Annotated in this window: 14 protein-coding genes; all 14 read left to right on the forward strand. The window is 46.7% G+C overall.

The genetic code is table 11. The features are described from left to right. The first annotated feature begins 3 nt into the window (after positions 1-3). The 14 genes from AC506A_RS02820 to proS all read left to right on the forward strand — a co-directional run bounded on the left by AC506A_RS02820 (position 4) and on the right by proS (position 12,516). The gene (locus AC506A_RS02820; RefSeq protein ID WP_091218697.1) at positions 4-789 is read left to right on the forward strand and encodes a FliA/WhiG family RNA polymerase sigma factor; all 786 of its coding nucleotides are present in this window, start codon (positions 4-6) and stop codon (positions 787-789) included. Positions 790-810: 21 nt separating this feature from the next. Next, the gene (locus AC506A_RS02825; protein ID WP_495459462.1) at positions 811-2,217 is read left to right on the forward strand and encodes a flagellar assembly protein A; all 1,407 of its coding nucleotides are present in this window, start codon (positions 811-813) and stop codon (positions 2,215-2,217) included. Positions 2,218-2,265: 48 nt separating this feature from the next. Beyond that, a complete protein-coding gene (locus AC506A_RS02830) occupies positions 2,266-2,589 on the forward strand; it encodes a hypothetical protein (RefSeq protein ID WP_495459463.1) in 324 nt (107 codons plus the stop codon). 33 nt (positions 2,590-2,622) lie between these two features. Continuing rightward, the gene (locus tag AC506A_RS02835) at positions 2,623-3,222 is read left to right on the forward strand and encodes a hypothetical protein (protein ID WP_495459464.1); all 600 of its coding nucleotides are present in this window, start codon (positions 2,623-2,625) and stop codon (positions 3,220-3,222) included. Next, positions 3,215-3,775, forward strand: a complete 561-nt coding sequence (locus tag AC506A_RS02840; RefSeq protein WP_495459465.1) for a hypothetical protein — start codon at positions 3,215-3,217, stop codon at positions 3,773-3,775. The genes AC506A_RS02835 and AC506A_RS02840 overlap by 8 nt, the downstream gene beginning before the upstream one ends. Before the next feature lie 203 nt (positions 3,776-3,978). Next, the gene (gene rpsB, locus AC506A_RS02845; protein WP_090976482.1) at positions 3,979-4,677 is read left to right on the forward strand and encodes a 30S ribosomal protein S2; all 699 of its coding nucleotides are present in this window, start codon (positions 3,979-3,981) and stop codon (positions 4,675-4,677) included. Between the two features lie 149 nt (positions 4,678-4,826). Beyond that, on the forward strand, positions 4,827-5,477 hold the full coding sequence (gene tsf / locus AC506A_RS02850) for a translation elongation factor Ts (RefSeq protein ID WP_495459466.1): 651 nt from the start codon (positions 4,827-4,829) through the stop codon (positions 5,475-5,477). 115 nt (positions 5,478-5,592) lie between these two features. Then, positions 5,593-6,324 (forward strand): UMP kinase, encoded by a 732-nt coding sequence (pyrH, locus tag AC506A_RS02855; RefSeq protein ID WP_494819061.1) that lies wholly within the window; start codon positions 5,593-5,595, stop codon positions 6,322-6,324. Then, a complete protein-coding gene (frr, locus tag AC506A_RS02860) occupies positions 6,324-6,878 on the forward strand; it encodes a ribosome recycling factor (RefSeq protein WP_495459467.1) in 555 nt (184 codons plus the stop codon). Before pyrH ends, frr begins: the two co-directional genes overlap by 1 nt. A gap of 72 nt (positions 6,879-6,950) precedes the next feature. After that, positions 6,951-7,718, forward strand: coding sequence for an undecaprenyl pyrophosphate synthase (gene uppS / locus AC506A_RS02865; RefSeq protein ID WP_495459468.1), 768 nt, complete (start codon positions 6,951-6,953; stop codon positions 7,716-7,718). A 28-nt stretch (positions 7,719-7,746) separates the two neighbouring features. Beyond that, positions 7,747-8,541, forward strand: coding sequence for a phosphatidate cytidylyltransferase (locus tag AC506A_RS02870; protein ID WP_495459469.1), 795 nt, complete (start codon positions 7,747-7,749; stop codon positions 8,539-8,541). A 19-nt stretch (positions 8,542-8,560) separates the two neighbouring features. Continuing rightward, positions 8,561-9,700, forward strand: coding sequence for a 1-deoxy-D-xylulose-5-phosphate reductoisomerase (locus AC506A_RS02875; RefSeq protein WP_495459470.1), 1,140 nt, complete (start codon positions 8,561-8,563; stop codon positions 9,698-9,700). Between the two features lie 79 nt (positions 9,701-9,779). Beyond that, positions 9,780-11,060: an RIP metalloprotease RseP gene (gene rseP / locus AC506A_RS02880; RefSeq protein ID WP_495459471.1), complete on the forward strand. Its 1,281-nt coding sequence runs from the start codon at positions 9,780-9,782 to the stop codon at positions 11,058-11,060. Between the two features lie 7 nt (positions 11,061-11,067). Continuing rightward, a complete protein-coding gene (gene proS / locus AC506A_RS02885; protein WP_495459472.1) occupies positions 11,068-12,516 on the forward strand; it encodes a proline--tRNA ligase in 1,449 nt (482 codons plus the stop codon). Positions 12,517-12,532: the final 16 nt, after the last annotated feature.

Genomic DNA, 12,532 nt, shown 5'->3' on the forward strand with positions numbered 1-12,532 from the left:
AAGATGATTGAGCCGAAAGCGCCTCATTTGTCTAACATCGAGATTTGGCAGAAGTGGAAAGAAGACGGGGACATTGAAGCGAAGAAACTGCTGATTGAACAGTACTTAACGTTGGTTGATTATGTAAGTAACCGTATGGCTATCGGTTTGCCTAAGAATGTTTCCAAGGATGACTTGGCAAGCAACGGGGCTATGGGGTTAATTGACGCGATTGAGAAATTCGATTATAGACGTGGTCTTCAATTTGAAACCTATGCTTCTTGGAGAATTCGAGGCGCCATAATTGATGGGTTGCGTCAGGGTGACTGGGTTCCACGATCGGTTCGTGAGAAAGCAAAGCGTATCGAAGAAGCATATCAATTGCTTGAGCAACAATATATGCGTTCTGTGACGGATGCGGAAATCAGCGGTTATTTGGATGTTTCGGAGAAAGAGTTTGACGTTATGCTGCAAGAAATTGCAGTTACGACGGTTTGTTCACTTGAGGATCCAATTCGTGAAGAAGAGTCTGAGACGCGTTTGTCACTGCTGATCGATGAGAAAGCAAAGAATCCAGATTATAAGGTACATGAGTTTTTCCTTAAAGAATCGCTGATTCGTGGTATTGATCGTCTGACTGAGAAAGAGAGGACGGTAATTTCACTCTTCTATTATGAGGAATTATCGCTTAGCGAAATTGCTGAAGTCATGTCATTATCGCCTTCAAGGATTTCTCAACTGCATTCAAAAGCGATTTTGAGACTACGAGGTGCATTAGAAAAACAAAAGGATCAATTAATGCAGCATTAATGTAATAAAGGGGGGCCAGTTTTGTCTACATCTGAAGCATTACAATCATATCTCGTTGTTCAGCTTGCACCTGATAAACTGACCGCTACGATCCAATTTAATGTTGCGGATGAGCAGTTCTCATGTACGGAAGAGCAGCTTGAAGAGTTTTTGAAAAGCCACGGGGTCTGTTACGGAATAAGTCGTGACATGCTTCGAAATATCGCGCAGCGACCGAGTGCCTATTTCTATAGTCAAAATGTCATTGCTCAAGGGGATCAGCCCAGTCATGGTGAGGATGGCTACATCCGTTTCTCCCACGATATGAATGAAGGCGAGTACCGTCCGGTAGAACTCGAAGGCGGTAAAATCGATTTTAAAGAAGTTACACAACTAAGAAATGTGAAGCGTGGTCAGTTGATTGCCGAGAAGGTTCCGGCTAAACCGGGAGTGGATGGCAAATCAGTATTCGGTGATGCGATTGTTTGCAGAAACGGGAAAGAAGCGTATTTCAAGATCGGCAAAAATGTCGTTTTGAATCCTGAACAAACAGCCATGTACGCCTCTATAGACGGACTTATCTCACTTACAGATAAAAGCAAGATCAACGTGTTCCCGATTTTTGAAGTAAATGGAGATGTCGATTACAAAGTTGGCAACATTGACTTTGTAGGCACTGTGGTCATTAGAGGTAATGTTTTAACAGGCTTCAAGGTTAAGGCTTCCGGCGATATTCGAGTAATCGGCGGTGTTGAAGGTGCCATACTAGAATCAGACGGCTCTATCGAAATTACCGGGGGTATACTCGCAAGTAATAAAGGCTACATAAAAGCGAACCGTAACGTGAAAAGCTCGTTTATTCAAGACAGCAATGTCACAGCGGGTGAAGATGTACTCGTTTCACAAAGTATTATGCATTCTCATGTTCGTGCAGGCCGCAATGTCATTTGCAGCGGACCTAAGGGGCTCGTGGTTGGAGGGAATATCCAAGCAGGCGATCGCGTTGTGGCAAGAACGATTGGGAATACAATGTCTACGGCTACAACGCTTGAGGTCGGTGTGCGTCCGGAACTGAGAGCGGAACTAACCGAGCTTCGTTTGCAGATCAAGCAAAGCGCAGATAATCTAGACAAAACAGAAAAAGCACTGAAGCTGCTCGACCAGCTAGCTGCTGCTGGCCAACTGACACCGGATAAAATGGCGATGCGCATTAAACTAAGTTCCTCCAAACGCGCAGCTACGGAAGAAATCGGATTAGCAAAGGCACGTGTTCTCGAGATCGAGAGGTCTCTTGAAGATACCGACCGCGCTAAGATTGATGCCGTAAATGTTGTATATGGTGGTACCAAGATCGTAATAGGCCGCTATACGCGATTTGTCAAAGACGCAACGCAGCGTGTATCCTTCCGCTATTATGAAGGTGACATTGTAATGGCACCTTACGTCTAGCACCTTATACTTACTATGTGATAGGTTTGAAGTTTAGGAGGAAACAGAATGCCTTTTAAACCGATAGATTTCCAAATGTCTATACCTCGTACGCCGGATAACAGTACGCATCAACAGCAGTTAAATCAGAGGCCAGTCGCTGAACAAATGCGATTAGAGACGGATACGGCTAAACTAACCGAACAACTGCGGAATCGCAATACCGCTGTTGAGCAGAACATAGACACTAAGATTAAAGACAACCGTGAGCGGGAATCCCAGAGCAGGCAGAATCGGAAGAAGAAGCAGGATGGCGAAGCTGGGGCTGATGCGCAAAACGAGCAAGGACAGAAGCATCCCTATAAGGGAAAGCATATCGACATTTCAATGTAACTGATTGTTAAACCGAATTGCAGGTGAATGAAGATGGAATCATGGCAAACGATCATGCTAATAGGCGGTATTGTTGTAGTCTGTGCAGCTGTTCTGCCTCGTAGAACGGCACCACAGGGTAAGCAGGAGCAATCGACACAAACCGTTCGCAATATGGAGACGGCACTGGAACAGTTTATGGAGAATATGGAAGCGGACAATCGAGAGCTTGTAGAGCTTGTCAGCAAATCCACACAAGATACACAGTTTCAGTCCAAGAAGCGCGATGAGCGCATAGAGGGGCTTGAGAAACGCTGTGCTGAACTTGAGCTGCTTCTAGTTGAACAAACCAAGATGCATGCTTCTGCAATGGCGCTCCAGACTGTGGTGAACTCGAATCCAATCGTTCACGTACCGGCAACGAATGCAGCTCCAGCTGCGTTTCAAAATCCATTTCCAGCGGTTGCGACAGAAGTGGAAGTGGACGTAGAAGAACCCATTTTATCCATACGCGACCGATATTCCGACTTATTTGAGATGTATCAAAGCGGAAAATCCATTGATTCAATAGCTAAGAAACTCGGCAAAAATAAAGGGGAAGTCCAGCTTATTCTTCAGCTATCGAAGCAGGAGGAAGCAGCACGTCATGAATAAACGTACATTTCTCTTTGGCATAGGTATCGGAATTATTATTGGCGCAGCTCTTCTGCAACTCATGCTGATTGGAGAGAATCAAGTGAACAGCATGGAAGAGTCGGTCAAGCAGGAGACTACAGAGGCAATCGGTTATTCGAAGGCAGAACTGGATCAAGCTGTTGCCGATGAGCGTAAACGGGTAGAAGCTGAGTATAAAAAGAAAGAAGCTGACAAGCAGGCAAAACAGGAGCAAGTGAAGCAAGATGCCGCGGCCGCAGCTAAGAAAGATAATAACGACAAAGAGACAGCAGCGGCATCTGAGAATCCAGCTGTCTCTAAACCTATTGTAGTGCGCATTCCGCCGAACTCTAGTGTTACCGAAACAGCAGATATTTTGAATTCTAGCGGCGTCATAACGGATAAGAAAGCCTTTATCAGCCTGATGCGTACAACGAAGATACGAGCAGGTTATTTTGCTTTTAAAGGCGATTTATCTCTGCAGCAAATTGGTGTTATTATAACGAGTAAACCGAATGCTTCTTCGTCTGACCTGCCTTCATCCGACCGTTAATTCGGTGTCTAGCGAAATAGGAGAAGGAAACCTGTCAATTGCGGTTGCATAGGCACATTCAGATGTGGTATAGTAATTGACGGTGTTAAAAACACACGCCGATTAATTTCGTTATTGGTGCTTCGACCCGGTCGAAGTGATGACGGAAAATGATATTGGCGGAGGTAACCACTAAAAACCATTTAACAGGAGGTGTGTAAGAGATGGCGGTAATTTCCATGAAACAGCTTCTAGAAGCTGGGGTACACTTCGGTCACCAAACTCGTCGTTGGAACCCAAAGATGGATCGTTATATCTTCACAGAACGTAACGGGATTTACATCATTGACTTGCAGAAAACAGTTAAGAAAGTCGAAGAAGCTTACAACTTCGTACGTTCGATCGGCGAAGAAGGCGGCACTATTCTCTTCGTAGGTACTAAGAAACAAGCACAAGATTCGGTGAAAGAAGAAGCAGAACGTTGCGGTAACTTCTACATCAATCAACGTTGGCTCGGCGGCACGCTGACTAACTTCCAAACCATTCAAAAACGTATTGACCGTCTTAAAACGCTTGAGAAATGGGAAGAGGACGGCACTTTTGAAGTTCTTCCTAAGAAAGAAGTTATCATTCTCCGTAAAGAGAAAGATCGTCTTGAAAAATTCCTCGGCGGTATCAAAGGCATGAGAGGTTTGCCAAGCGCATTGTTCATCATCGACCCACGCAAAGAGCGTATCGCGGTTGCTGAAGCACGCAAACTTGGTATCCCAATCGTAGGTATCGTTGATACAAACTGTGATCCGGATGAAATCGACTACGTGATCCCAGGTAACGATGATGCAATCCGTGCAGTAAAATTGCTGACAGCTAAAATGGCTGATGCAATTGTTGAATCGCGTCAAGGCGAAGTAACAACTGCTTAATAGAGTTTACGATACGTCACGAAAGGGTGGTCAGAAGGTGCATAACCTCTCACCGCCCTTTTTTCGAATGTTCACGCTGATTGTTTTGATTGGACTGTTTGTTCGTTCAGCAGTCAGTGATACTTAACTAAATTCAGGAGGTTTCCAACATGGCAGTTAGTGCTAGTGCAGTAAAAGAATTGCGTGAAAGAACAGGCGCAGGTATGCTTGATTGTAAAAAAGCGCTTGATGAAACAAATGGTGATATCGCGAAAGCAATCGACTTGCTTCGTGAAAAAGGTCTTTCCGCAGCAGCAAACAAAGCGGGTCGTGTAGCTACTGAAGGTACAGTAGAATCCTACATCCATGCTGGCGGCCGTATCGGCGTATTGGTTGAAATCAACTGCGAAACTGACTTCGTTGGTAAAACGGATCAATTCCGCGAGTTCGCTCGTGATATCGCAATGCAAATCGCTGCTGCAAACCCTAAGTTTGTTAGCCGTGAAGAAGTTTCCACTGAAGAGCTGGATAAAGAGCGTGAAATCCTAAGAGCTCAAGCGCTGAACGAAGGCAAACCAGAGAAAATCGTTGATAAAATGGTTGAAGGCCGCATCAGCAAATACTACGAAGAATACTGCTTGCTTGAGCAGCCGTTCATCAAAGATCCAGACAAAACAATCCATACGTTGCTGAAAGAGAAAATCAGCACAATTGGAGAGAATATCTCTATCCGCCGCTTTGCTCGTTTTGAGCTTGGTGAAGGCCTTGAGAAAAAAGAAGACAACTTCGTTGCAGAAGTTATGTCACAAGTTAAATTGTAAACCGAACGCACAGGCGGGGCGGGGCGTTCGCCCCGCCTATTTCCTATAATTAGGTCTAAATTTTCAAGTCCGTATACGGCCTTTTAAACAAAGTTGAAGATGGAGGTATACCAAGTTGCAAAGTCCCGTGTACAAACGTATAGTGCTGAAGGTGAGCGGCGAATCGCTCTCGGGTAACAATGGTTTTGGAATTGACTCCGCAATGATTTCCTCAATTGCAGAGCAAGTGAAAGAAGTCGTCAAATTGAATGTAGAAGTCGCGATCGTATGCGGCGGTGGAAACATCTGGCGCGGAATTGCCGGATCGGAAAAAGGTATTGACCGTGCTACGGCAGACTATATGGGCATGCTGGCAACCGTGATGAATTCTTTGGCGCTTCAAGATGCGCTTGAGCAAATCGATGTGCCAACACGTGTGCAAACATCAATCGCCATGCAGCAAATCGCTGAGCCTTACATACGCCGCCGGGCGATCCGTCACCTGGAAAAAGGGCGCGTCGTTATTTTCGCGGCAGGCACAGGCAATCCGTTCTTCTCGACAGATACGACTGCAGCTTTACGCGCAGCTGAAATCGAAGCAGAAGTTATCCTAATGGCGAAAAATAAAGTGGACGGCGTATACTCCGCAGATCCATTTAAAGACGCGACAGCGGAGAAGTTTGAAACGCTGACGTATATGGAAGTCCTGAACCGCAATCTAGGCGTCATGGATTCAACCGCTTCATCGCTGTGCATGGACAACAATATTCCGCTTGTCGTCTTCAACATTACCGAACAAGGGAATATCAAACGTGTTGTCCTTGGTGAGAAAATCGGTACTATTGTGATGAAAGGTAGTGTGAACTAATGCCACAAGCAATCAAGAAAAGCGCAGAAGATCGGATGGAGAAAGCGATCGGCGCACTTAGACGTGATCTCTCAACACTTCGTGCCGGCCGTGCTACTCCGGCGCTGCTTGACCGTATCCAAGTTGAGTATTATGGGGCAATGACGCCGGTAAATCAATTGGCTAACGTCAATACGCCTGATTCTCGCACGCTAATGATCCAGCCTTGGGATAAATCCTCCCTGTCTGCGATTGAGAAAGCGATCATGAAATCGGATCTAGGTTTGACACCATCGAACGATGGCGCAACCATTCGCCTCAGCATCCCAATGCTGACAGAAGAACGCCGCTCGGAGCTCGTCAAATTGACGAAGAAGTTTGGCGAAGAAGCGAAGGTAGCCATCCGTAACGTTCGTCGTGACGCGAATGATGACATTAAGAAACTCGAAAAAACCGAGATTTCTGAAGATGAGTCCCGCCGTCATCAAGATGACGTTCAGAAAACTACGGATAAATTTATCGCAGAAGTGGATAAAGTACTCGCTTCGAAAGAGAAAGAAATCATGGAAGTATAATGCAAGCTCTCCGGCCCCTCCAAATGGTGGGGTTTGTTGCATAAATCAACGTTAGCGTGGGAGGACGAGCATGTGTTACAACGATTGAAGGCTTTATTCGGTAGAGCGTCCGCGAAACCAACTTCGCCGACGCTTGATTCGGATGGCATCCCCAATCATATTGCCATTATTATGGACGGCAACGGCAGATGGGCCAAGAGCCGCGGTTTGCCTCGCATGGCCGGCCATCACTCTGGCATGAAGACGGTCAAGCGAATTACAATGGCAGCCGATCGACTTGGTGTCAAATACTTGACGCTGTATGCCTTCTCCACGGAGAACTGGAAGCGACCCAAAGCTGAAGTGGAATTTCTCATGAAGCTGCCACAGGAATTTCTGTCTATTGAGCTTAAGGATCTGATTGATAATAACGTTCAGGTTCGAATGATGGGATATAAAGGTGATTTGCCGGACTATACGCTGAAGGCTGTCGAAGAGGCAATCATCAAAACGGCTAATAATACGGGTCTTGTTCTCAATTTCGCCTTAAATTATGGAAGTCGAAAAGAAATGATCGAAGCGGTACGTACGATCGGTCAAGCTGTTCAAGATGGCAAGTTGTCTCCGGATGATATCGATGAATCGATGATGGAAGCGAATTTGCTATCAGCCGGTGTTCCTGATCCTGATTTACTTATTCGTACGAGTGGAGAGCTTCGTTTGAGCAACTTCATGCTCTGGCAGCTCGCATACAGCGAGATGTGGTTTACTGACGTCTATTGGCCAGAGTTTACAGAAGAGCATTTCTTTGAAGCTGTTCGAGAGTATCAGCGTCGCGGCCGCCGCTACGGCGGACTGTAAATCGGCCTTACTGGAGAGTGTCAAACAGGTGAAACAACGTATAATTACCGGCTTAATTGGCGGCGCAGCATTTATTTTTCTGACTGTACTCGGCGGATGGTTTTTCTTTGCACTCCTCCTATTACTAGCTGTTATTGGATTTATGGAATATACACGGATGAACGGTGTTTCAGCTAAACATCCGTTGTCTTTAATCGGGCTGGCGGGCATGCTGGTCTTATTTATTCCTTGGGAAGACTTCGGACTAGACTCGCCTGCAGCGATACATACAATATGGTTATTGCTATTCTTATTGCTCACGGTAACGGTTCTGACGAAAAATGTCATAACCATAGACGGTGCAGCATTAATGCTGCTTGGTGCATTATATGTAGGCTATGGGTTTCATGCGATGTACGAAGTACGTAACGCGGAATTCCATGGTTTGCTTACGACGTGCATGGCTTTCGGCGCGATTTGGGCTTCTGATATCGGAGCTTATTTCACCGGACGAGCATTCGGTAAACATAAACTTTGGCCATCCATCAGTCCAAATAAAACAATTGAAGGTTCGATCGGCGGTATTGTGCTTTCACTTGCCATCGCAGCCGTTTTTGCATTGATTTACCCGGATATCATCAGTATCAGCAGGGCGCTGCTTATCGGTCTAATTGCAGCCGTTGCAGGGCAGCTTGGAGATCTTATTCAATCGGCTTACAAGCGGATTCGCGGCATCAAAGATACGGGATCGATTTTGCCCGGTCATGGCGGTGTGTTAGATCGTTGTGATAGCTGGTTAATCGTGTTTCCATTGCTTGTTATGACCGAGCTGCTCCCCCTCTGATTGAAGGAGGCTCCTTAGAGTGAAGAAAATAACGATTCTCGGTTCTACCGGTTCTATAGGGACGCAAACCTTGGATATTGTCAGCCATGAGCCTGATCGCTATCAGGTTGAAGGCTTGGCCGCAGGCAACAACCTGCAATTACTTATTCAACAAGCCAATCAATTTAAGCCGAAGAGCGTTTGCTTGTCGACTAAGGCGTTAGCCGAAGAAGCTGCTCCACATCTGCCGCAGGGCACAAAGGTGCTTTACGGCAAAGAAGGTTTGATTGAAATTGCTGCTGATAATGAATCTGATACTGTTGTGACCGCAATTGTTGGCAGCCGAGGACTGCAGGCCACACTTGCTGCCATTGATGCCGGTAAGCATATCGGACTCGCAAATAAGGAAACACTCGTAACAGCAGGACACATCGTGATGCGAAGGGCTGCCCAGAAAGGCGTTTCCATTCTGCCGATTGACAGCGAGCATTCTGCGATCTTTCAATGCTTAAACGGCGAACGGCGCAGCGATGTACGCAAAATTACGATTACGGCTTCGGGAGGCTCCTTCCGAGATCGTACACGTGCCGAATTACATGGTGTAACGGTTTCAGAGGCGCTCAATCATCCGAATTGGTCGATGGGCGCTAAGATTACAATCGATTCCGCTACGATGGTAAACAAGGGATTAGAAGTAATAGAAGCTCATTGGTTGTTTGACCTTCCTTACAGTCAAATCGGAGTAATTATTCATCCTGAAAGCATTATTCACTCTTACGTTGAATTTGTGGATCATAGTATTATAGCTCAGCTTGGCATGCCGGATATGCGTGTACCCATTCAGTACGCACTCACTTATCCAGAGCGCAGGCCAACACCAAGCGAACCGCTCGATTTAGCCAAAATGGCGACATTGCATTTCCGCGAGATGGATTTCGAACGTTATCCTTGTCTCCGTTTTGCATATGAAAGCGGTCAGGCAGGCCAATCCGCGCCTACAGTATTCAATGCAGCGAACGAAGTGGCAGTTGCTCGTTTCTTGGCAGGCGAAATAACATTCCTTGATATTGAATCGGTTATAGCAGGCGTGCTGGATCGACATCAACTAGTGGATGTGCCTGACGTCGAGGCTATCACTGAAGTTGATGCCTGGGCTCGAAGAGAAGCGGAAAGCATCTAACCGGGGGTTCTCTTGTATCGAACGGGAGAATAATGATAATCTAAGTACAGGCCGTTACGAACAGGAGGCAAGGGGAACGATGCATACGATTCAAGTCGTCTTTTTGACGGTAATGGTCTTCTTCGTCATTGTGACCATTCACGAGTGGGGTCATTTTTATTTTGCGAAGCGCGCCGGAATATTGGTTAGAGAGTTTGCGATCGGGTTTGGTCCAAAGCTGTTTTCCATTAAACGTGGTGAAACCAGATACACGCTGCGGCTTGTCCCGGCAGGCGGTTTTGTCCGAATGGCCGGTGAGGATCCTGAGTTAGTTGAGATTCATCCCGGACAGACAGTTGCGGTAAGGGTGAAAGATAACGCCGTTACCCGTATTTACTTAGACCGCTTGGATGATCGCAGCAATGTGATTCGCGGTGAAGTTGAAACGATCGATATCGAACGTAAACTTAAGCTTGCTTTGAGTGCGGACGGAATCACCGATTCCTACGATGTACATCCGCAAGCGCTTATGATCAGTAAAGGAAAAGAAACGCAGATCGCACCGGTCGATCGTCAATTTGGCAGCAAAACGGTCGGTCAACGGGCCCTCGCCATCGTTGCGGGTCCTGTCATGAACTTTGTTTTAGCTTTTGTGTTGTTTGGCCTGTATTTCCAAATGGCTGGCGTTCCGATGGAAAATCCGGATCGTTTGTTAATTGGCAGTGTAGTTGAAGGAATGCCGGCATCACAGACAGATCTTCGTGTAGGCGATGTGATTGATTCGGTAAATGGAGAGAAAATCGGCGGAGATTCGAATAAGATGATCGAGCTGATCAGTAAATCGGTCAATGTGCCGCTTGTATTTAACGTGCTGCGAGACGGAAAGCCGATATCTTTCAAGATTACACCGAAGAAGGATCCCACAACAGGTGTCGGTAAACTCGGCATTTCAGCTGCGGTACCTACGCGTTCGGTAACTTTTGGCGAAACATTCACTTATGCCGGTAAAGCGATGAAAAACATGACCATCATGATCTTTGATGGATTTAAGAAGCTAATTCTCGGTGACTTTAAGATGGAGGATCTTGGCGGCCCGGTTCGGACTGCTCAAGTGACTAGTCAAATCGCCGATGAAGGCCTGGTACAGTTGACTTCATGGGTTGCGGTTCTTAGCCTGTATTTAGGTATCTTTAACCTGCTGCCGATTCCGGCACTGGATGGAAGCCGTTTGGTTTTCCTCGGATTTGAAGCTATACGAGGCCGTCCGGTTGATCCAAACCGGGAAAGCATGGTGCATTTTATCGGCTTTGCAATGCTGATGCTGCTCATGCTGGCGGTTACTTATAATGATATTTTGCGATTGGTACGAGGGGAGCACTGAGTCGGTCATGTCGAAGGATAAGCAATTCGTGACGGAAATTACGCCGCAGAACGAGGATTTCTCGCGGTGGTACATTGATGTAATTAAGAAAGCGGAATTAATGGATTATTCCCCGGTGCGCGGTTGTATCGTATTCCGTCCAGAGGGTTTTGAAATTTGGGAACATATGAAGGATGAGCTGGACCGCAGATTCAAAGAAACCGGTCACCGTAACGCTTACTTCCCGATGTTCATTCCGGAGAGCTTCTTCCTCAAAGAGAAGGAGCATGTAGAAGGCTTTAATCCGGAGCTGCCTTGGGTAACCGAAGCGGGCGGAGAGAAGCTTGAAGAACGTTTGGCGATCCGTCCGACATCCGAAACGATAATTGGCCATATGTACTCCAAATGGATTCAATCCTATCGTGATCTGCCAGTGCTGATCAATCAGTGGGCTAACGTTGTTCGTTGGGAGAAACGGACGCTGCCTTTCTTGCGTACAACTGAGTTCCTATGGCAGGAAGGCCATACCGCGCATGAAACGGAAACCGAAGCGCGTGAAGAAACGAACCAGATGCTTGATATTTATCGCGATTTCTGTGAGAACTATTTGGCTATTCCGGTCATCATGGGGCAGAAGACACCATCAGAACGTTTTGCCGGAGCGGTAGATACGTATTCCATCGAAGCAATGATGAAAGACGGCCGTGCCGTGCAGGCAGGTACGTCGCATTACCTTGGTAATAAATTCGCAGTTGCGTTCGATATTAAGTACTTGGACCGCGAGAATACACAACAATTTGTTCACACCACCTCATGGGGGGTATCGACACGTCTGCTAGGTGCGTTGATCATGGTGCACGGTGACGACCGTGGTCTTGTGCTTCCTCCGAAAGTAGCACCGACACAAGTCATCATGATTCCAATCGGCCCGGCGAAGACACGTGAGCAAGTGGTTGGACGTGTGGACGAGCTATTCGCTGAGCTGAAGAAAGCAGGCATCCGTGTGAAAGTGGATGACCGCAGCGACGTGAGTCCAGGCTGGAAATTCAATGAGTATGAAATGCGCGGCGTGCCCATTCGTCTTGAGCTTGGACCTCGTGATATGGAGAATGGACAGGTTGTTCTCGTGTCGCGTATTACCGGGGAGAAGCGGATTGTCCTGCAAAGCAATTTGAAGGAAGAAATTGAGGGTATGCTGATTGAGACTCATAATGATATGCTTGAGCGTGCAAAACAATTCCGTACGGAACATACCTACTCTGTAGAGACGCTTGATGAGATGAAGGCACTTTTCGAAGAACAGCGCGGCTTCGCGCTTGCCGGATGGTGTGGATCAGATGCATGTGAGCGTCAAGTGAAGGAAGAAACGGGTGCAACGAGCCGTAATATTCCGTTTGAGCCTGCAGAGCACAAAACAGTTTGTCTCGTTTGTGGAGAGAAATCCGAGCATTCCGTCGTATTCGCCAGAGCTTATTAATAGCAACAAGAGTAAA

The sequence above is a fragment of the Paenibacillus sp. N22P23 genome, from assembly GCF_059383735.1.